Here is a 19,625-nt window from a genome sequence, read left to right on the forward strand (position 1 = left end):
GCTTGCCTAAGTTAGCACTTCATGCCCGGAGCGTGGAGAGCAGGCGCTGCAGGGCGCCGCCCAGCCCCCACTGGCCGGCCAGCGCCTCGAGGGCGGCGGGATCGCGCGGCTCGGTCGGCAGCGCGGGATCGAACCCGGGCAGCGGTACGTCACCGGCGACCCGGACCACCGTCGGCGCGACGGCCACGTAGTCCCGCGCCTCGTCGAGCCGCTTGCGCTGCGAAGGCGTCAGCCTGGACGCCGGATCGTCCACCGCGGCCATGATCCCGGCCAGATCGCCGAAGGCGTCCAGCAGTTTCGCCGCCGTCTTTTCGCCGATCCCGGGAACCCCCGGCAGCCCGTCGCTCGGGTCGCCGCGCAGCAGTGCCAGATCGACGTAGCCGGAGCCGTCCACCCCGTACTTCTCGCGCAGCCACGCCTCGTCCGTCAGCTGGAGCGACCCGACACCCTTCAGCGGGTAGAGCACCCGCACCCCGCGGGCGTCGTCGACCAGCTGGTAGAGGTCCCGGTCGCCGGTGACGATGTCCACCGGCCCGGTGGCCAGGCCGGTGAGCGTGCCGATCACGTCGTCCGCCTCGTACTCCGCGACACCGACCCGGGCGATGCCGAGCGCGTCGAGCACGTCCTCGATGATCGGGACCTGCGGAGCCAGCGTGTCGGGGGTCTCCTCCTCGTCGGGCAGCCCGTCGGCGGTCTCCACCGCGACGCGGTGCGCCTTGTACGAAGGGATCAGCTCGACCCGCCAGTGCGGCCGCCAGTCCGCGTCCATGCAGGCCACCAGATCGTCCGGCCGGTGGTCCTGGACGAGCCGCCCGATGAAGTCGAGCAGTCCGCGCACGGCGTTGACCGGTGTGCCGTCGGGCGCGCGCACCGAATCGGGGACCCCGAAATAGGCGCGGTAGTAGAGGGAGGCGGTGTCGAGGAGCATCAGGCGTCGCGTCACACCCCGATCATGCCGCACCTCACTGACACCGGCCCGGAAGTGAACTGGATCACTGTTCTGTTTGGCCCGGATAAGTATGGGCAGGCGCGCCACCGGAGCGGATCACGTCGCAATTGCAACGACAGCGCGTGCCAAGCGGGCCGAATCCGTGCCGCTCCACGGTCTGCCGGAGGGGGTGGCAGACCGTTCTCGGTTCAACGCGTGAGGTGTATGTGTCAAGGCTGCAAGCCGAACACTTGTACAAGGTATTCGGCAGACGACCCGATCAAGCCGTGCAGAAGCTCGAGAGCGGCACGGACCGCGACGAGCTGCGCGCCGACGGAACGACCGCAGCGGTGATCGACGCCTCGTTCACCGTCGAACCGGGCCAGATCTTCGTCGTGATGGGTCTGTCCGGATCCGGCAAGTCCACGTTGTTGCGGATGCTCAACGGGCTGCTGGACCCCACAGCCGGCCGCGTGCTGTTCGACGGTCAGGACCTGACCGCCCTGAGCCCCCGCGAACTCCGCACCGTCCGCTCCTCGAAGATCAGCATGGTCTTCCAGCACTTCGCTCTCTTCCCGCACCGGAGTGTCCTGGAGAACGCCGCGTACGGTCTCGAGGTGCAGGGTGTGCCGCGCGCCGAGCGTGAGAAGCGCGCCGCCGAGGCGCTGGAGCTGACCGGCCTCGCCGGCTGGGAGAAGTCCTGGCCCGACGAGCTGTCCGGCGGTATGCAGCAGCGCGTCGGTCTGGCCCGTGCCCTGGCCACCGACGCCGATCTGCTGCTGATGGACGAGTCCTTCAGCGCGCTCGACCCGCTGATCCGCCGCGACATGCAGGACCAGCTGCTCGAACTGCAGAAGAGGCTCAAGAAGACCATCGTCTTCATCACCCACGACCTCAACGAGGCCATGCGTCTCGGTGACCGGATCGCCGTGATGCGGGACGGAAAGATCGTCCAGCTCGGCACGGCCGAGGACATCCTCGTCACTCCGGCCAACGACTACGTCGCGTCCTTCACCCAGGACGTCGACCGTTCCCGGGTGCTGACCGCCGGCGCCATCATGGCCGAGCCGCACACCGTCCTGGGCACCGAGGCGGACGACGGCACGGAGCTCCGTACGCCCGCCGACGTCCTCCGGTCGGCGCCGGCCACGGTCTCCGAGTCCACACCGATCATCGAGCTGTTCACGCCCTGCTCGCGCAGCGGCGTCGCGGTCGCCGTGATCGGCGCCGACGGTCAGCTGGTCGGGGTCGTGCCCCGGTCCCGGCTGCTCGCCGTCCTCGGCGAGCCGATGAGCCCCACCGAGGTCCCGCAGGCTGCCGCCGCCACCGTGAAGAAGGTGGCCGCCGATGTTTAGGTTCCCGCTCGGTGAATGGGTGGACAGTGCGGTCGACTGGCTGCAGACCCACCTGGCCTGGCTGTTCGACGCGATCAGCTCGGTCGTCAGCGGCATGTTCGACGGCATAGCCGCCGTACTCTCCGCCCCCGCCCCCCTGCTTTTCGCGGGCATCCTCGCCGTCATCGCCTGGTGGCTGCGCGGGCTGCTCGCGGGTGCGCTCGCCTTCGTGGGCTTCGCGCTCATCGACTCCGTCGAGCTGTGGGACGAAGCGATGGACACCCTCACCCTGGTGCTCGTCGCCACCATCGTCACGCTGGCGCTGGCCGTACCGCTCGGTATCTGGGCGGCCCGCTCGAAGACCGTGTCCGCGGTGACCCGGCCGGTCCTCGACTTCATGCAGACGATGCCCGCCATGGTCTATCTGATCCCCGGCGTCATCTTCTTCGGCGTCGGCGTCGTGCCCGGCATCATCGCCACGATCATCTTCGCGCTGCCCCCGGGCGTCCGGATGACCGAGCTCGGCATCCGCCAGGTCGACGGCGACCTCGTCGAGGCGGCCGAGGCCTTCGGCACCACCTCGCGCAACACCCTGCTGCGGGTCCAGCTGCCGCTCGCGCTGCCCACGATCATGGCGGGCATCAACCAGGTCATCATGCTGGGCCTGTCCATGGTGGTCATCGCCGGCATGGTCGGCGGCGGCGGCCTCGGCGGCTCCGTCTACCGCGCCATCGGCAACGTCGATGTCGGCCTCGGCTTCGAGGCGGGCGTCTCCATCGTCATCCTGGCGATGTACCTGGACCGCATGACCGGCGCGCTCGGCCGCGAGGTCTCGCCGCTGGCCCGTCGCGCGCTCGCCAAGGCCCAGTCGATGGCCGGCGGACTGAAGATCTGGAACTACCGGCCGCAGCCCGCTGTCGCGGTCGTCGGCGTTGTCGTCCTGGCCCTCGTGGCAGGCGGCATGGGCATGTTCGGTACGTCGAAGCCGGAAACCGGCGCCGTCGCCGATGCCACGAACATCGGCAACGGCAAGAAGATCAGCATGGGATACATCCCGTGGGACGAGGGCATCGCCTCCACCTTCCTGTGGAAGGAGCTGCTGGAGCGGCGAGGCTTCGAGGTCGACGTCAAGCAGTACGAGGCCGGCGCGCTCTACACCGGTATGGCGGGCGGCCAGATCGACTTCGAGACCGACTCCTGGCTCCCGGTCACCCACGCCACGTACTGGAAGAAGTACCACGACCGCCTGGAGGACATGGGCTCCTGGTACGGCCCCACCTCCCTGGAGCTGGCCGTCCCCTCGTACGTGAAGGGCGTCGACTCGCTCGACGACCTCAAGGGCAAGGCGTCCGACTTCAAGGGCCGGATCGTCGGCATCGAGCCGAGTGCCGGTGAGACGGGCCTGCTCAAGGACAAGATCCTGCCGGGCTACGGCCTCGACAAGGAGTACAAGGTCGTCGACGGTTCCACGCCGTCGATGCTCGCCGAGCTGAAGCGCGCGTACGCCAAGAAGGAACCGATCGTCGTCCCGCTGTGGTCGCCGCACTGGGCGTACAACCAGTACGACCTCACCAAGCTCAAGGACCCCAAGAATCTCTGGGGCAAGGGCGACGGCATCCACACCCTGACCCGCAAGGGTTTCGCCGACGACAACCCCGAGGTCGGCAAGTGGCTCAAGAACTTCAAGATGAGCGAGGACCAGCTCACCGGCCTCGAGGCGCAGATCCAGGCGACCGGCAAGGGCAAGGAGCAGGACGCCGTCCGCGCCTGGCTGAAGGACAACCCGGACGTCGCCGACAAGTGGACGCCCGTGGCCAAGGTGGCGAAGGGCGCGAGCGGCAAGGACGAGCGCGACCGTACCGTCGAGATGGCCTGGTTCCCCTGGGAGGAGGGCATCGCCGCCACATACCTGTGGAAGGCCGTCCTGGAGGACCGCGGCTACAAGATCAACCTGAAGCAGTTCGAGGTCGGTCCGATGTATGCCGCGATGTCCCGCGGCCAGCTCGACGTTCAGTTCGACGGCTGGCTGCCGTACACCCAGAAGAACTACTGGAACAAGTACGGCTCCCGGCTCACCGACCTCGGATCGTGGTACGGGCCGACCTCGCTGGAGATCGCCGTCCCCTCGTACGTCAAGGGCATCGAGTCGTACAAGGACCTCAAGGGCCGCGGTGACGAGTTCAAGAACCGCATCATCGGCATCGAGCCCGGCACCGCCACCATGGCCAACCTGAAGAACAACGTGCTGCCCGCCTACGGGCTCGACAAGGAGTACAAGGTCGTCGACAGCTCGACGCCGTCGATGCTCGCCGAGCTGAAGCGTGCGTACGCCAAGAAGGAGCCGATCGCGGTTCTGCTCTGGACACCGCACTGGGCGTACAACGAGTACGACCTCACCAAGCTGAAGGACCCCAAGAAGGCCTTCGGCAACGGTGACACCATCCGCACGATCGCGAGCAAGGACTTCCCGAAGAACTACCCGCAGCTCACCAAGTGGTTCAAGGACTTCAAGCTCAGCGAGCAGCAGCTGGCCGGCCTGGAGAACCAGATCCAGAAGCGCGGCACGGGACACGAGGAGGAAGCCGTGAAGGCCTGGATGGACAAGAATCCGGGTATCACGGACAAAATGGCTCCCCGGTAGGGAGCTGACACAGCCGGAAGGGGTGGGCGCCGCCGATGGGTGGGCCCACCCCTTCCGGCTGCTGTGACGTTCCTTTACCGGCCGTCCTTGCGTAACCGTGTGCGTAAGGTGCTGGCAACCGGAAGGATGACGAGTCGGGAGGGAGCCGGACATGGACGAGAAGGAAACACTTCGCGTGGGCGCCGCGGTTCGCCGTCGGCGCAGATCCCTGGGACTCACACTGGCCGCGGTCGCCACCCGCAGCGGCCTGTCCGTGCCGTTCCTCAGCCAGATCGAGAACGAGCGGGCCAAGCCCAGCGCCCGGTCGCTGGACCGGGTGGCCGACGCTCTGGAGACCACCACGGCGCGGCTGCGCGCCGCCGCCGACTCGGCGCGCGCCGTCGAGGTGGTCCGGGCGGGCGAGGGCGACGGGGCACGCAGGGTGGTGCGCGGACGGCATCAGCTCAGCGCGCTTGAGTTCACCGGCGAAATGGATCTCGGGCGCGAGTTCCAGCACCGCAACGACGAGGTGATGTACGTCGTGGAGGGAGCCGCCGAGGTGGAGGCGGAGGGGCAGGCGTACCGGCTGGAGCGCGGCGACACGCTGTTCCTGTCGGGTGGGGTACGGCACCGCTGGCGGGCCACGATGCCGGAGACCCGGCTGCTGGTCGTCGCGGTCGCGGAGCACATCGACGCCACAAACGACCCGAGGCGCTGAGGCCCGGTGTCCGAACCCGTGCCTGTTCCGGCGCCGGCGCTCCGCGTCGTCTCGCTCGTCCCCTCGCTCACCGAAGCCGTCGCCGCCACCGCCCCCGGCGTTCTGGTCGGCGTCACCGACTGGTGCACCCGTCCCGCCGGTCTGAGCGCCGCACGCATCGGCGGCACCAAGAACCCCGATGTGGCCGCGATCGTCGCGCTCCGCCCCGATCTCGTCGTCGCCAACGAGGAGGAGAACCGCGCACCCGACCTCGCCGCGCTCCGGGCCACGGGCATCGAGGTCCTCACCACCGAGATCCGCACCCTCGACCAGGCCTTCGCCGAACTGCACCGCGTCCTGGTGACCGGCTGCGGGCTGGCCAGGCCCCGCTGGCTCGACGAGGCCGAGGCCGCCTGGGCGGCGCTCCCGCCGTCGCACGCAGCGCGCCGCGCGATCGTGCCGATCTGGCGCAGGCCCTGGATGGTGCTCGGCCGCGACACGTTCGCGGGTGACCTGCTGGCCCGGCTCGGCGTGCGGAACGTGTACGCCGAGCACGCCGAACGCTACCCCCGCATCCCGCTCGACGAACTGAACGCGGCGGGCTCCGACCTGGTCGTCCTGCCCGACGAGCCGTACCGCTTCACCGCGACCGACGGACCCGAGGCCTTCCCCGCACTGCCCGCCGTCCTCGTCGACGGGCGGTATCTCACGTGGTACGGGCCGTCACTGGCCGAGGCGCCTGCGGCGCTGCGAGCAGCGCTCCGCTGAACAGCCCGCGCAGCGTCCGCAGCCCGGCCACCGACCAGGCCGCCACCAGCAGCACGTACAGCGCGACGGCCAGCCAGGTGAACGCCGTCAGACCGGTGTGCCGGGCCAGTCCTGCCGCGCCCGTGACACACGTGCCGACCGGGAAGGTGAAGCTCCACCAGGTCATGCTGAACGTCATGCCGCCCCGTACCGCCCGCACCACCATCGACACGGCCAGTGCCAGCCACAGCAGCGCGAACCCCATCACCGGCACCCCGTACAGCACGGCGAACGTCTTGAACGCGGAGGCGTACGGCGCCCCGATCGCTCCCGGCGCCACATCGGCGAGCTGACCGACCGCGGTCGTCGACTGGCCCAGCGGACCGAGGACCAGGAACAACGTGGGGGTCAGGGCGAGCGGCAGCGGACCCCGGTGGACCAGCCGCGCGAAGATCAGCGGAAGCATCGTCAGCGTTGCCAGCAGGCTCAGTCCGAACATTGCGTAGCAGGCGAGCAGCATCGCCTCCTGCCACTGGCCGGAGGGCAGCTCCGGCACCAGCAGCGGGCCGAGCGCCGCGGAGACCATCGGCGCCACCACCGGCAGCAGCCAGACCGGCGACGCGGTCCCGGGCGCCGGACGGTGGCGCACGACCATCAGATACGGGATCGCGACCGCGACGGCCAGGCCGATCGCCGTGCCCGCGCTGTAGAGCACCACGTCCACGGCGAGGGCAGCCCGATGCCCGAGGACATCCCGGCCGACCACCATCGTGGAGCTGCCCACGGCCAGCAGCGCCATCGGGAGGCAGCCGTAGAACGGGGCGACGGCCGGGTCGAGGAGATGGGCGCGGGCCTGGTCGCGGTGGGCGGACCAGTGCCCGGCACGGGCGGCGAGAACGGCGGCGAGAAGCACGGCCGCGAGCGCCCACACCACCGTGCAGGCCGCCCGCAGCCCGGGGACGTGCACGGGAAGCGCCGCGCCCGCGCCGGCCACGATGGCGGTGCCCATGACCGTCGCGTACCAGTTGGGGCCGATGTACCGCAGAGAAGGAAGCCGCACAGCGGCGGGGTGCGGAGCGCTCGTCTGCGCGTGGGTCTGCGGAAAGATGGCCATGCCATGATCTTTGTTCCGGGGGTCGTCCCCCACCAGGGAGCTTGTCTCTATGAGGTCATAAGCTGGCTTTATGCCCAGCGACACACCCGTACCCGTCCTCCTGTCCCATCGGGTCCCCGACCTCGGAGCGCTGGAGGTGCTGCTCGCCGTCGCCCGGCACGGCAGTCTGGGACGGGCGGCACGGGACGTCGGCATCACCCAGCCCGCTGCCAGCAGCCGCATCCGGTCGATGGAGCGACAGCTCGGCGTGGCCCTTCTCGACCGCTCGCCGCGCGGCTCCCGGCTCACCGAAGCGGGCGCGCTCGTCACCGACTGGGCGCGCCGGATCGTCGAGGCCGCCGAGGCATTCGATGTGGGCGCGCAGGCGCTGCGCGACCGGCGTGACTCCCGGCTGCGCGTCGCCGCTTCCATGACCATCGCGGAGTATCTGCTGCCGAGCTGGCTGATCGCACTGCGCGCCGAACGGCCGGACACCGCGGTCTCGCTGCTCGCGGGCAATTCGGCGGCGGTCGCCGGACGCCTGCTCGCCGGCGAGGCCGATCTCGGATTCGTGGAGGGACTGTCCATACCGGAAGGCCTCGACGGCACGGTCATCGCACACGACCGCCTTGTCGTCGTGGTCGCCCCGTCCCATGCGTGGGCCGGCCGCCGCACCCCCCTGACCCCACAGGAACTGGCCGCGACCCCGCTGATCCTGCGCGAGCGCGGCTCCGGCACCCGGCAGGTCCTGGACGCGGCACTCGCCGTGCACGGCGGTCTTGCGCAGCCACTGCTCGAACTGTCGTCGACGACGGCGGTGAAGGGAGCGGCGGAGAGCGGCGCGGGGCCGTGCGTACTGAGCGAACTGGCGCTGGGGGAGGAGCTGTCCTCACGGCGGCTGGTGAAGATCCCGGTGGCGGGGGTGCGGCTGAGACGGCAGCTGCGGGCGGTCTGGCCTTCGGGACACCGGCCGGCGGGCCCGGCCCGCGATCTGCTGTCGCTGACGGACCGATCGAGCCCGTCCGGCGTTTGAGGACAGCGGGCCATTGAGGACAGCGGGGGATGCACGCCTTCGCCGCACGAAAATCGGTTGGCCGGCCTGTGCCCCGGGGCCAAGGATGCACAGATGACAGTGACCGCCACGCCGGCCGCCGGCGTCCGCCACCACTGGGCCGACCTCCCGGACTCGGTACGCAGCGCCGTCGAGGACATCCTCGGCGCCCGTGTCGTCCACGCGCAGAGCCAGAGCGGCGGGTTCTCACCGGGAGTCGCCGCCCGGGTCCGGCTCGCCGACGGCCGGCGCGCGTTCGTGAAGGCGGTCAGCGCCGAGGTGAACCCGGGCAGCCCCGACCTGCACCGCGCCGAGGCCCGGAACACCGCCGCTCTCCCGCCCGACGCCGCCGTACCGCGGCTGCTGGGGTCGTACGACGACGGCACCCGGGTCGCCCTCGTCCTCCAGGACATCGACGGCCGGCAGCCACACATCCCCTGGATCCCCGCCGAGCTGAACCGGGTCCTGGCAGCGGTCGGCGAGCTGAACCGGACCCTGACCCCGGCACCGATCGAGGCGCCCGCCGTCGCCGACAGCGAGGCCGAGACGTTCAGCGGCTGGCGGACCCTGCTTGCCGCGCGCGACACCGACGGGCCGCCCGGTCGGCTCGACCCGTGGGCCGCACGCCACCTCGACGTACTCGCGGAGCTGGAGTCCGGGTGGGCCGGGCCCGCCACCGGCGACAGCCTCGCCCACGGGGATCTGCGCGCCGACAACATCCTGCTCACCGATGACCGGGTGGTGTTCGTCGACTGGCCCCACGCGCTGCGAGCCGCACCCTGGCTCGATCTGCTGATGATGCTGCCGAGCGTGGCGGCCCAGGGCGGCCCCGACCCGGACACCGTGTTCACCACCCACCCACTGGGACACACCGCCGACCCGGCGGGTGTGAACGCGGTGCTTGCCGCGCTCGCCGGCTGCTTCGTCGCGCACTCGCTGATGCCGGACCCGCCGGGGCTGCCGACCGTACGGGCATTCCAGGGCGCGCAGGGGGCGGCGGCGCTGGAATGGCTGCGCGGCAGGCTCGGAATGCGTACGCCGTAGCCGCCGGCCGGCGAACGATCAGCCGCGCGCCGCCTCCGCCACCAGCGCCTGCATCACCCGCAGGTCGTCACCCATCTCGGGATGCCACTGCACCCCCAGCACCCACGGTGCCCCCGGCAGTTCGATCGCCTCCACCGTGCCGTCCGCCGCGTGGGCCGACGCCACGAGGTCCGGTGCGAGGCGGTCCACGGCCTGGTGGTGGTAGGTCGGTACGGGGGACTCCTCGGGCACGATCGATGCGTAGCGCGTCCCCGGCACCGGTGTCACCGGGTGCTCGCCGAGGACCCCGGCCGTGCCGTGCGGGCCGGCGTGGCCGTCCAGGTGCTGCATCAGGGTGCCGCCGAACACCACGTTCATGAGCTGCATGCCACGGCAGATGCCGAGCACCGGTGTGCCGGACTCCAGGGCGGCATCGAGCAGGGCCAGCTCCCAGGCGTCGCGCTCCCGGTTCGGCGGTCCGGTCCTCGGATCGGGCTCCGCGCCGTACCGCACAGGCTCGACATCGGCGCCGCCCGCGATGACGAGACCGTCCAGCCGGGCCACGGCTGCCGCCGCCCGCGCCGGGGCGTCCGGCGACAGGAGGGCGGCGAGGCCCCCGGAGCGCTGGACCAGCCGGGGGTAGGCGGACGGGAGCAGGGCAGCGGGCAGTTCCCAGACACCCCAGCGGGCGACGGGCTCCAGGTAGGTGGTGACGCCGATGAGCGGTACGGACATGGCGGGGCCCTCCGGTCGGCCGCCTGCGGGCGGACCAGGTTCAATGGTGCTGACGAATACCTTTGCCTTTGGGCGGGCTGCCGCGCAAGCGGTCAGGCCAGGAATCCGCGCAGCAGCGCCGCCGTGCCCGCGCAGTGCTCGCGCATCAGGGCGCGCGCCGCCTCCGCGTCCCCGTCGAGCACCGCCTCGACGAGCGCGGTGTGCTGATGCTGCGAGTGCTCCAGGTTCCGCACGAGCAGCGGTATGCAGTCCAGCAGGTCGTTCACCGTGGCCCGGACGGCCGCGTACTGCGCGGTCAGGGAAGCGGAGCCGGACAGCTCGGCCAGTGCCAGATGCAGAAGGGTGTCGCGCCTGCGGTAGTCGGGCAGAGGTGCATCGTGTGTCGCAGCCAGAGCCGTACGCAGCCGCTCCGCGCCCTCGTCCGTCAAGCCGTGCGTGGCGCACAGTTCGGCCGCCCCGGTCTCCAGCACCTCACGGAAGCGCAGGACGTCCTCGATGTCGACGGCCGCCACCCGGCGGCGCAGCTCGTCCTCGCCGGGGCTGTCGGCGCGGGGGAGCACGAACGTACCGCCGTACCTCCCCCGCCTGCTCTCCACCAGTCGCTGGTCCTGCAGCACCTTCAGTACCTCGCGCAGCGTGACCCGGCTGATCCCGAGCAGCTCGGCCAGTTCGCGCTCGGCGGGCAGCCGCTCGCCGCCGGGCACCAGGCCGAGCCTGACCACCTGGAGGATCTGTTCGAGCGCCTCCTCGAAGCCGTTGCCCGCGCGCACGGGCCGCAGCACGGGCCGCAGGTGCCGCGCGGACTCGTGCCGGGCGGACTCGCCTTCCTGCGCCACGTCCCGTCCTCCCTTCCCAACAATGGTTCTTGCCCATACCTTATTACTCCGGCTGACCGAAGGAGGTTCTTCCCGTGGCAGACCGCACACCCCCGCTGGAGGTCGAGGAACTACGGATCCTCGTCGAGAGCGGTGAGATCGACACCGTCGTCCTGGCCTTCCCCGACATGCAGGGACGGCTGCAGGGCAAGCGGTTCGCCGCCCGCTTCTTCCTCGACGAGGTCCTGGAACACGGCACGGAGGGCTGCAACTATCTGCTCGCCGTCGACACCGAGATGAACACCGTCGACGGCTACGCCATGTCCTCCTGGGAGCGTGGATACGGCGACTTCGCCCTGCACCCCGACCTCAGCACCCTGCGCCGCGTCCCGTGGAACGACGGCACGGCCATGGTCATCGCCGACCTCGCCTGGGAGGACGGCTCGCCCGTCGTCGCCGCGCCCCGCCAGATCCTCCGCCGTCAGCTGGAGCGTCTCGCCGGGCACGGCTTCACCGCGCACGTCGGCACCGAGCTCGAATTCATCGTCTTCAAGGACACCTACGAACAGGCGTGGGACCGCAACTACCGTGACCTGACCCCGGCCAACCAGTACAACATCGACTACTCGGTCCTCGGCACCGGCCGGATCGAACCCTTGCTCCGTCGCATCCGCAACGAGATGGCGGCCGCGGGCCTGACCGTCGAGTCCGCGAAGGGCGAGTGCAACCCCGGCCAGCACGAGATCGTCTTCCGGTACGCCGAGGCCCTGGTCACGTGCGACCAGCACGCCGTCTACAAGACCGGCGCCAAGGAGATCGCCGCCCAGGAGGGCGTCGCGCTCACCTTCATGGCGAAGTTCAATGAGTGCGAGGGCAACTCCTGCCACATCCACCTCTCCCTCCAGGACGCGGACGGGCGCAACGTGATGGCAGGCGAAGACGGCGGCATGTCCCCGGTGATGCGCCACTTCGTCGCCGGACAGCTCGCCGCACTGCGCGAGTTCTCCCTCCTCTACGCGCCGAACATCAACTCCTACAAACGCTTTCAGCCCGGCTCGTTCGCCCCGACCGCGGTCGCCTGGGGCCACGACAACCGCACCTGTTCGCTCCGCGTCGTCGGCCACGGCCGTTCGACCCGGTTCGAGAACCGGCTGCCCGGCGGTGACGTCAACCCGCACCTCGCCGTCGCCGGGCTGATCGCCGCAGGCCTCCACGGCATCGAGCAGAAACTCGAACTCCCCGAACCCTGCGAGGGCAACGCCTACACCGCCGCATACGACCACGTCCCCACCACACTCCGCGAAGCCGCGGACCTCTGGGAGAAGAGCGACCTGGCGAAGGCGGCCTTCGGCGACGACGTCGTCGCGCACTACCGCAACATGGCGCGCGTCGAACTCGAAGCATTCGACGCCGTGGTGACCGACTGGGAGCTCCGCCGCTCCTTCGAACGTCTGTGAGGCACTCCGTGACCACCGAGCACCAGGTACTCAACCCGGCGACCGAAGAAGTTGTCGCGACCGTCCCGGCCACCACCGCGGCCGAGGTCGACACCGCTGTGCGCCGTGCAGCGGCCGCCCAGCGGATCTGGGCGGCAATGGCCCCCGCCGACCGCGCCCGCCTGCTGCGCCGCTTTGCCGCCGCCGTCGACACACACCGCGAGGAGCTGGCCCGGCTGGAGGTCCGCGAGGCCGGCCACACCCTCGCGAGTGCCCGGTGGGAAGCGGGCAACGTCCGCGATCTGCTCGAATTCGCCGCCGGGGGAGTCGAGCGGCTCAGCGGCCGGCAGATCCCGGTCCCCGGCGGCATCGACCTCACCCTGCTCGAACCCCTCGGCGTCGTCGGCGTGATCGCTCCGTGGAACTTCCCCATGCCGATCGCCGCCTGGGGCGTCGCCCCCGCCCTCGCCGCAGGCAACGCCGTCATCCTCAAACCCGCCGAGACCACCCCGCTCACCGCACTGCGGCTCGCCCAACTCGCCCTGGACGAGGGCCTTCCCGGGCATCTCTTCCAGGTACTGCCCGGCGCGGGCGCCGAAGCGGGCAACGCCCTCGTCGAGCACCCCGGCGTCGCCAAGATCGTCTTCACCGGCTCCACCCGGGTCGGCAAGCAGATCATGGCCAGGTGCGCCGACCGTGTGAAGCGACTGACCCTCGAACTCGGCGGCAAGAGCCCCAACATCGTCTTCGCCGACGCCGACATCGAGGCCGCCGCGGCCGCCGCCCCCATGGCGTTCCTCGACAACGCGGGCCAGGACTGCTGCGCCCGCACCCGCATCCTCGTCCAGCGCTCCGCCTACGACCGCTTCCTCGAACTCCTCGCCCCGGCCGTCGCCTCGGTCGTCGTCGGTGACCCGTCCGACGAGAAGACCCAGATGGGGCCGCTGATCTCCCGGGCCCAGCTGGAACGCGTACGGTCGTACGTCCCCGAGGGCGCGACCGCGATCCGGGGCGGCGCGCCCGAGGGCCCCGGGTTCTGGTTCCCGCCGACCGTGCTGACCGACGCCCGTCCCGACTCGCCCGTGGCCACCGAAGAGGTCTTCGGACCGGTCGCCGTCGTCCTGCCCTTCGAGGACGAAGCCGACGCCGTCCGGCTCGCGAACGCGACCGAGTACGGCCTCGCCGGCTCCATCTGGACCCGTGACGTCGGCCGCGCGCTGCGCGTCTCCCAGGCGGTCCAGGCCGGGAACCTGTCCGTCAACTCCCACTCCAGCGTTCGCTACTGGACCCCGTTCGGCGGCTACAAGCAGTCCGGTCTCGGCCGGGAACTGGGCCCCGACGCCCTCACCGCCTTCACCGAAACCAAGAACGTCTTCATCAGTACGGAGGCCTGAACCAGCATGACCACCGACACCGAGAACATCTGCCGCCGCCTGGTCGGCCGCACCGCCGTCATCACCGGCGCCGGCAGCGGCATCGGCCTCGCCACCGCCCGCCGCCTGGCATCCGAGGGCGCCCACGTCGTCTGCGCGGACATCGACGAGACCGCGGGCAAGGCCGCGGCCGACGAGGCCGGCGGCATCTTCGTACGCACCGATGTCACCGACCCCGAACAGGTCGAGGCCCTTTTCAAGGCCGCGTACGACACCTACGGCTCCGTCGACATCGCCTTCAACAACGCGGGCATCTCGCCGCCCGACGACGACTCCATCCTCACCACCGGGCTGGAGGCCTGGAAGCGCGTCCAGGACGTCAACCTCACCTCCGTCTACCTCTGCTGCAAGGCCGCCCTCCCCTATATGCGGCGCCAGGGCCGCGGCTCGATCATCAACACCGCGTCGTTCGTGGCCGTCATGGGCGCGGCCACCAGCCAGATCTCGTACACCGCGTCCAAGGGCGGCGTGCTCGCCATGTCCCGCGAGCTCGGTGTCCAGTTCGCCCGCGAAGGCATCCGGGTCAACGCGCTCTGCCCCGGGCCGGTCAACACCCCGCTGCTCCAGGAGCTGTTCGCGAAGGACCCGGAGCGCGCGGCCCGCCGGCTGGTGCACATCCCGGTCGGCCGGTTCGCGGAGGCCACCGAGATCGCGGCGGCGGTTGCGTTCCTCGCGAGCGACGACTCCTCGTTCGTGAACGCCACGGACTTCCTTGTCGACGGCGGAATCTCCGGCGCGTACGTCACGCCCGTCTGATCGGCCTCTCGGCACGCGCTTGCTCATGGCTCCACGTCGGCCCATGTCAAACCGCCCGCGCCGGGCTCCCGTTGACGGCGGAACCCTAGAGTGGAGGCATGAGCAACGCGACACCGCCCGGTTGGTATCCGGACGCCGCCGCACCGGGCACCGACCGGTGGTGGGACGGCACGGCATGGACCGCTCACACCCGGCCGAACACCCCCGTACCGCAGCAGCCGGCCCCACCCCCGCACGTGAGCGCAGGCCGTGGCAGCGGGGGCGGCACCCGGATCGTGGCCCTCGCGATGGCAGCCCTGGTCGTTGTCGGAGCGGCCGTGACCGGAGTCGTCCTGCTGGGCAGGGACGACTCCGGTACGGAACCCAGGTCGTCCGGGCCGACCCGTTCCGCACCGCTCCCCACCGCCACCACCACGGCCGGCGGGGACAGTCCGACCACGGACCCGACGCTGCTCGTCGACCAGCTCAACGGCATCACGCTGCCGATCCCCGACGGCTGGGAGAAGCCGGAGAGCACCGTCGAGAAGGCGCTCACCATGCGCACGGTCAACTCCTACACCTGCCCCGGCGACTCCTCCGCCTTCTGCTACCACGGCACGGTGACCACCCGTACCGCGAGCGAGACGGACCTCACCTCCGCCGAGGCCCTGGCCAAACAGGACATCACCACCGCGGCCGACAAGGCGTACGACGAGAACATCGTCGGCGACCGGATCCACGGGGGCATCACCTCCCACGAGCAGCTGAGGTCCGCATCGGTCAGCGTGGCGGGCCGGACGGGCTACGAGGTGCGCTGGCGGGTCCACACGGCCAAGGGCCTCGGCGGCTATGTGCAGTCGCTCGTCTTCCCGTCGACGGTCGGCAGCGAATCGCCGGTCATCGTGCGCTACGCCTTCGACGCGGGACCCGACGGACCGCCGCTCTCTCTCATGGACACCCTCACCCGGGCCATCCGGCCGATCGACGACAGCGAGACCAGCGGCGGCGTCGGCAGTTCCGTGGCCCCCTGACACCCGGTCAGGAGGTCAGAGGAACGTCTGCCCCTCGCCCCGGTACGTCGGCACGGTCGCCGTCACCCGGTCGCCCTCGATCAGGTGCAGCTGGTCGAAACGCTCGCACAGCTCACCGGCCTTCGCGTGCCGGAACCACACCTTGTCGCCGATCAGCAGATCGTCGGCCGGGGCGCCGAGCAGCGGTGTCTGCACCTCGCCCGGCCCCTCCTGCGGGTCGTAGCGCAGCCCCTCCGGCAGATACGGAACGGGCAGCCGGTCCGCCCCCGCGGCCCCCGACGCCGGGTAGCCGCCGCCGAGCACGGTCACCACTCCCACGCCGGGACGCCGCACCACGGGCTGCGCGAAGAGCGCCGCCGGGCGGGCCGAGAACGACGTGTAGTTGTCGAACAGCCGCGGCACGTAGAGCCCCGACCCGGCCGCGATCTCGGTGACCGCCGGCTCCGCCGCCGTGTGCTGCACACTGCCGGTGCCGCCGCCGTTCACGAACTCCAGATCCGGCGCCACCGCCCGCACCGCCCGGACCACCTCCGCCCGCCGGGCCGCCAGCTCCTTGCGGGCCGTCGCCTGCATCAGCCGGATCGCCCGGGAACGCAGCGGCCGGCCCGCGACCGAGTCCCCGACCCCGGCGATGTGCCCCTCGTACGCCATCAGACCGACGAGCCGGAAACCGGGCCTGCGCGTCACCGAGCGGGCCAGCTCCGCCAGCTGGGCGGGGGAGCGCAGCGGCGAACGCAGCGCCCCGATCCTGACCCGGCCGCCGAGCAGCCGCAGCGACGTGTCCAGCTCCAGACAGACCCGGATCTCCTCCTGACCACCGGCCCGCGCCGCGTCGATCAGCTCCAGCTGCGCATGGTCGTCCACCATCACCGTGACGGCGGCGGCCAGCTTCGGGTCCCCGGCCAGTTCGGCGAAGGCGGACCGGTCGGCCGACGGATAGGCCAGCAGCACGTCGTCGAAACCGGCCCGGGCCAGCCACAGCGACTCGGCGAGCGTGAACGACATCACCCCGGCGAACCCCGGCCGCGCGAGCACCCGCTCCAGCAGCGTCCGGCAGCGCACCGACTTGCTCGCGACCCGGATCGGCTTCCCCGCCGCCCGGCGGACCAGGTCGTCGGCGTTGGCGTCGAAGGCATCCAGATCGACTACCGCGATCGGGGCGTCGAGATGTGCGGTGGCCCGCTCGTAACGGGTCCGGTCAGCGGCACGCGCAGTCATGGCCGCAGCTTGCCAGACGCCTCTACCGCTGGGTAGAGGGACGATCGGGGCAGATCCCCCAGGGGCACGGCGCCCGGCTCCCACCGGACCCGCCCCAGCCCGTAGAGTAACGGCACGCGGCAACCAACGGGCCTGCCTGTGACGGTGATCCGCGATCGGTACGGAACGTGGACCAGGGGGGCGGATGAGTACCGAGGCGCAGCGCGCTCCCGTCCCGCCCCGTCCGACGGCGCCACCGCGCCCGGCGGCCACACCGGACGCCCCCGGCAACCCGGGACGTACGACCACGACACCCCCGACCCCGGGCCCGCACCCGACGGCTCCGGCCCCCCGGAGCTCTGCCCAGGCCGGCCAGGCTCCGGATGCGCCCGCATCCAGCGCGCCCGAGCGCACCGCACCCGCCGTTCCCGCGCAGGACGCGCCCACGCACGCACCGCACGTCCCTGCCGCAGCCCCGACCTCCCCGTACCAGCCGGAACCGCAGCCGGCGGAGACGACCACCCGGCTCCGCGTCGTGCCCGCGGCCTCCGCCGCCCCGGCGCCCAGCGCCCCGTCCCGCCCCGGAACGGCGCCGCCCCCGGCGACCCGGCGGCGGCCCGTCGGGGCTGTGGATCTCACGCCGCGCCCCGGCGGCGCGACCCCGCACCGTCCGGGCGGCGGTTTCCCGCCGGCGCAGACGCACGCCCACGCATACCCGCACCCGTACCCGTACCTCAGGCCCGAGACGCCCGCCGAGACCACCACCCGGCTGCGTCCCGTCCGTACCCGCCGCCCCGCAAGGACCGCCGCCGCGGCGGCCTGCGTCGTGCTCGGGCTCGGGCTGATCGGCGGGGCGGTCACCGGCAGCTGGCTCACCAGTGACTCCTCGGCCGACGCCGGTGCGCGCAACCCCTACGCCACGGGGCGCACCGTCTGGCACAACGCCCCCGTGGACACTCTGTTCCCCCGCACCCTCAAGGGGGACGGCGCGGGGCCCGGGGCAGCGGACCGGGTCTGGACCCGGATCGCCGTCGCCCCGGACAGCGGCTGTGCGACCGCCCTGGATCCGCTGCTGCTCAAGACGATCCGCCCGGTCGGCTGCGCGCGGCTGCTGCGCGCCACCTACGTGGACGCCACCTCCAGCAGCGTCACCACGGTCGGAATGATCTTCACCGAGGGTTCCACGGATGCCATGAGAGCGCTGAGCACCAGATTCTCCGATCAGCACCTCGACGCGCGCACCGACCTGATGCCCCGTACTTACGCGGTCAAGGGCACGGTCGCCGCCGGCTTCGGCGACCGGCAGCGCGCCAGCTGGACCGTTCATGTGCTGACCGAGGTGCCGGTCGTCGTGTTCGCCGTCTCCGGGTTCGCGGACGGGCGCACGGTCAGCGACCCGCAGCCGGTCGCGAAGGCGCTCGCCGCAGACGCGACCACGGCCGCCGCCCAGGCCGGCCTCGGCCATGAGGCCAAGGGCATCGCCGACCGGATCGAGCGCGGGCTGCGCCGGACGCTCACCGACCTCGCGGAGAAGCCGCAATGAACAGCCGCCGCCACCGCCGCGCGCTCGGCGCGCTCTGCGCCGCCACCGCGTTCACGCTGCTCCCCGCCGTCCCCGCCCGCGCGGACACCATCCGGCCGCAGCAGTGGGGGCTGCAGGCGCTCCACACCGACCGGGCCTGGCAGACCACCAAGGGCAAGGGCATCACCGTCGCCGTCGTCGACACCGGGGTCGACGACAGCCTCCCCGACCTGGCGGGCCAGGTGCTGCCCGGCAAGGACCTGATCGGCTTCGGCGCCGGGCGCGGCGACCGTTCCTGGGCCCGGCACGGCACCGCGATGGCCGGGATCATCGCGGGCCGCGGCCACGGCGTCGGCCGCGCCGACGGGGTGCTCGGCATCGCCCCCGAGGCGAAGATCCTCCCCGTCCGGGTGATCCTCGAGGCCTCCGACCCGTCCCGCGCCAGGGCCCGCGAGTCCCGCGGTACGGCCCTGGCCGACGGCATCCGCTGGGCCGCCGACCACGGCGCCGACGTCATCAACCTCTCCCTGGGCGACGACAGCGCGTCCGCGCATCCCGAGGGCGGCGAGGACGCAGCCATCCAGTACGCGCTGAAGAAGGGCGCCGTAGTCGTCGCGTCGGCGGGCAACGGGGGCGAGAAGGGCGACCACGTCTCGTACCCCGCCGCCTACCCCGGCGTGATCGCGGTCGCCGCCGTCGACCGGTACGGCACCCACGCGGCGTTCTCCACCCGCCACTGGTACGCCACCGTCAGCGCCCCCGGCGTCGACATAGTGGTCCCGGCCCCCGACCGTCACTACTACATCGAGTGGGGCACATCGGCCGCCTCCGCGTTCGTCTCCGGCGCGGTCGCGCTGGTCCGGGCCGCTCATCCGGGGCTCTCGCCAGCCCAGGTGAAGAAGCTCCTGACGGACACCGCCCGCAGCTCCCCGGCGGGCGGCCGCGACGACTCCCGGGGCTACGGCATCGTCGACCCGGCCGCCGCGATCAAGGCGGGCGGCAAGCTGGGCAAGGCCGGTCTGCGGGCGGAGACGGAGTCGGCCGGCTCCGCCGACTCCGCGAAGGCCGGCTACCGCAAGCGGTACTTCGGCCCCGGTCCCACCGCGCAGCACCGGGACGGCGGTCCCGCAGGCTGGCTCGCCCCGGCCGCGGGCGGCCTCGGAGCCGTACTGCTGGCGCTCGCCGTGCTGCTGTGGCGCGACAGGAGAACCTCCGCACGCCGCTGAAG

Annotated in this window: 17 protein-coding genes; 12 read left to right on the plus strand and 5 right to left on the minus strand. The window is 71.7% G+C overall.

Going from position 1 to position 19,625, the window contains the following annotated elements:
- Nucleotides 1–19: 19 nt before the first annotated feature.
- On the minus strand, nucleotides 20–928 hold the full coding sequence (locus ABZV38_RS03840; protein ID WP_356324285.1) for a 5'-3' exonuclease: 909 nt from the start codon (nucleotides 926–928) through the stop codon (nucleotides 20–22).
- A gap of 287 nt (nucleotides 929–1,215) precedes the next feature.
- On the opposite strand from ABZV38_RS03840, the gene ABZV38_RS03845 reads away from it, so the two are divergent.
- The 4 genes from ABZV38_RS03845 (at nucleotide 1,216) to ABZV38_RS03860 (ending at nucleotide 6,347) form a co-directional block, all read left to right on the plus strand.
- Nucleotides 1,216–2,283, plus strand: a complete 1,068-nt coding sequence (locus ABZV38_RS03845; protein ID WP_356324210.1) for a glycine betaine/L-proline ABC transporter ATP-binding protein — start codon at nucleotides 1,216–1,218, stop codon at nucleotides 2,281–2,283.
- Entirely contained in the window at nucleotides 2,276–4,903 is a 2,628-nt protein-coding gene (locus ABZV38_RS03850; protein WP_356324212.1) for an ABC transporter permease/substrate binding protein, read from the plus strand. The genes ABZV38_RS03845 and ABZV38_RS03850 overlap by 8 nt, the downstream gene beginning before the upstream one ends.
- A gap of 151 nt (nucleotides 4,904–5,054) precedes the next feature.
- A complete protein-coding gene (locus tag ABZV38_RS03855) occupies nucleotides 5,055–5,600 on the plus strand; it encodes an XRE family transcriptional regulator (protein WP_356324214.1) in 546 nt (181 codons plus the stop codon).
- 6 nt (nucleotides 5,601–5,606) lie between these two features.
- The gene (locus ABZV38_RS03860) at nucleotides 5,607–6,347 is read left to right on the plus strand and encodes a helical backbone metal receptor (RefSeq protein WP_356324216.1); all 741 of its coding nucleotides are present in this window, start codon (nucleotides 5,607–5,609) and stop codon (nucleotides 6,345–6,347) included.
- Here the strand turns inward: ABZV38_RS03860 and ABZV38_RS03865 are convergent.
- The gene (locus ABZV38_RS03865) at nucleotides 6,286–7,440 is read right to left on the minus strand and encodes a TDT family transporter (RefSeq protein WP_356324218.1); all 1,155 of its coding nucleotides are present in this window, start codon (nucleotides 7,438–7,440) and stop codon (nucleotides 6,286–6,288) included. The two genes, ABZV38_RS03860 and ABZV38_RS03865, sit on opposite strands and share 62 nt — an antisense overlap.
- Before the next feature lie 70 nt (nucleotides 7,441–7,510).
- On the opposite strand from ABZV38_RS03865, the gene ABZV38_RS03870 reads away from it, so the two are divergent.
- Nucleotides 7,511–8,452, plus strand: coding sequence for a LysR family transcriptional regulator (locus ABZV38_RS03870; protein WP_356324220.1), 942 nt, complete (start codon nucleotides 7,511–7,513; stop codon nucleotides 8,450–8,452).
- A gap of 93 nt (nucleotides 8,453–8,545) precedes the next feature.
- Nucleotides 8,546–9,514, plus strand: coding sequence for an aminoglycoside phosphotransferase family protein (locus ABZV38_RS03875; RefSeq protein ID WP_356324222.1), 969 nt, complete (start codon nucleotides 8,546–8,548; stop codon nucleotides 9,512–9,514).
- An 18-nt stretch (nucleotides 9,515–9,532) separates the two neighbouring features.
- Here ABZV38_RS03875 and ABZV38_RS03880 read toward each other — a convergent pair whose 3' ends face one another.
- Both ABZV38_RS03880 and ABZV38_RS03885 read right to left on the minus strand, forming a co-directional pair.
- Complete coding sequence (locus tag ABZV38_RS03880) at nucleotides 9,533–10,228, minus strand: gamma-glutamyl-gamma-aminobutyrate hydrolase family protein (protein ID WP_356324224.1); 696 nt, start codon at nucleotides 10,226–10,228, stop codon at nucleotides 9,533–9,535.
- 92 nt (nucleotides 10,229–10,320) lie between these two features.
- Nucleotides 10,321–11,064, minus strand: a complete 744-nt coding sequence (locus tag ABZV38_RS03885) for an FCD domain-containing protein (RefSeq protein WP_356324226.1) — start codon at nucleotides 11,062–11,064, stop codon at nucleotides 10,321–10,323.
- A 74-nt stretch (nucleotides 11,065–11,138) separates the two neighbouring features.
- On the opposite strand from ABZV38_RS03885, the gene ABZV38_RS03890 reads away from it, so the two are divergent.
- The 4 genes from ABZV38_RS03890 (at nucleotide 11,139) to ABZV38_RS03905 (ending at nucleotide 15,678) form a co-directional block, all read left to right on the plus strand.
- Nucleotides 11,139–12,500 carry a glutamine synthetase family protein gene (locus tag ABZV38_RS03890; RefSeq protein WP_356324228.1) on the plus strand — a complete coding sequence of 454 codons (1,362 nt, stop codon included), beginning with the start codon at nucleotides 11,139–11,141 and terminating at the stop codon, nucleotides 12,498–12,500.
- Nucleotides 12,501–12,508: 8 nt separating this feature from the next.
- A complete protein-coding gene (locus ABZV38_RS03895; RefSeq protein WP_356324230.1) occupies nucleotides 12,509–13,873 on the plus strand; it encodes an aldehyde dehydrogenase family protein in 1,365 nt (454 codons plus the stop codon).
- A 6-nt stretch (nucleotides 13,874–13,879) separates the two neighbouring features.
- Nucleotides 13,880–14,668 (plus strand): 3-oxoacyl-ACP reductase, encoded by a 789-nt coding sequence (locus ABZV38_RS03900; protein WP_355760178.1) that lies wholly within the window; start codon nucleotides 13,880–13,882, stop codon nucleotides 14,666–14,668.
- 98 nt (nucleotides 14,669–14,766) lie between these two features.
- Nucleotides 14,767–15,678 carry a DUF2510 domain-containing protein gene (locus ABZV38_RS03905; RefSeq protein WP_356324232.1) on the plus strand — a complete coding sequence of 304 codons (912 nt, stop codon included), beginning with the start codon at nucleotides 14,767–14,769 and terminating at the stop codon, nucleotides 15,676–15,678.
- A gap of 15 nt (nucleotides 15,679–15,693) precedes the next feature.
- Here the strand turns inward: ABZV38_RS03905 and ABZV38_RS03910 are convergent, their stop codons facing one another.
- Complete coding sequence (locus ABZV38_RS03910) at nucleotides 15,694–16,896, minus strand: amino acid deaminase/aldolase (RefSeq protein WP_356324234.1); 1,203 nt, start codon at nucleotides 16,894–16,896, stop codon at nucleotides 15,694–15,696.
- A gap of 607 nt (nucleotides 16,897–17,503) precedes the next feature.
- On the opposite strand from ABZV38_RS03910, the gene ABZV38_RS03915 reads away from it, so the two are divergent.
- Nucleotides 17,504–18,418 (plus strand): hypothetical protein, encoded by a 915-nt coding sequence (locus ABZV38_RS03915; RefSeq protein WP_356324287.1) that lies wholly within the window; start codon nucleotides 17,504–17,506, stop codon nucleotides 18,416–18,418.
- Nucleotides 18,415–19,623, plus strand: a complete 1,209-nt coding sequence (gene mycP / locus ABZV38_RS03920; protein ID WP_356324236.1) for a type VII secretion-associated serine protease mycosin — start codon at nucleotides 18,415–18,417, stop codon at nucleotides 19,621–19,623. The genes ABZV38_RS03915 and mycP overlap by 4 nt, the downstream gene beginning before the upstream one ends.
- Nucleotides 19,624–19,625: the final 2 nt, after the last annotated feature.

Origin of the sequence: Streptomyces sp. NPDC005181, from assembly GCF_040608395.1 — a bacterium.
GTDB lineage: Bacteria > Actinomycetota > Actinomycetes > Streptomycetales > Streptomycetaceae > Streptomyces.

Bases quoted from the DNA above. Each gene is read 5' to 3' on its own strand.
- ABZV38_RS03840 (WP_356324285.1), bottom strand. From the start codon at position 928: ATGCTCCTCGACACCGCCTCCCTCTACTACCGCGCCTATTTCGGGGTC.
- ABZV38_RS03850 (WP_356324212.1), top strand. From the start codon at position 2,276: ATGTTTAGGTTCCCGCTCGGTGAATGGGTGGACAGTGCGGTCGACTGG.
- ABZV38_RS03855 (WP_356324214.1), top strand. From the start codon at position 5,055: ATGGACGAGAAGGAAACACTTCGCGTGGGCGCCGCGGTTCGCCGTCGG.
- ABZV38_RS03865 (WP_356324218.1), bottom strand. From the start codon at position 7,440: ATGGCCATCTTTCCGCAGACCCACGCGCAGACGAGCGCTCCGCACCCC.
- ABZV38_RS03870 (WP_356324220.1), top strand. From the start codon at position 7,511: ATGCCCAGCGACACACCCGTACCCGTCCTCCTGTCCCATCGGGTCCCC.
- ABZV38_RS03875 (WP_356324222.1), top strand. From the start codon at position 8,546: ATGACAGTGACCGCCACGCCGGCCGCCGGCGTCCGCCACCACTGGGCC.
- ABZV38_RS03880 (WP_356324224.1), bottom strand. From the start codon at position 10,228: ATGTCCGTACCGCTCATCGGCGTCACCACCTACCTGGAGCCCGTCGCC.
- ABZV38_RS03900 (WP_355760178.1), top strand. From the start codon at position 13,880: ATGACCACCGACACCGAGAACATCTGCCGCCGCCTGGTCGGCCGCACC.
- ABZV38_RS03905 (WP_356324232.1), top strand. From the start codon at position 14,767: ATGAGCAACGCGACACCGCCCGGTTGGTATCCGGACGCCGCCGCACCG.
- ABZV38_RS03910 (WP_356324234.1), bottom strand. From the start codon at position 16,896: ATGACTGCGCGTGCCGCTGACCGGACCCGTTACGAGCGGGCCACCGCA.
- mycP (WP_356324236.1), top strand. From the start codon at position 18,415: ATGAACAGCCGCCGCCACCGCCGCGCGCTCGGCGCGCTCTGCGCCGCC.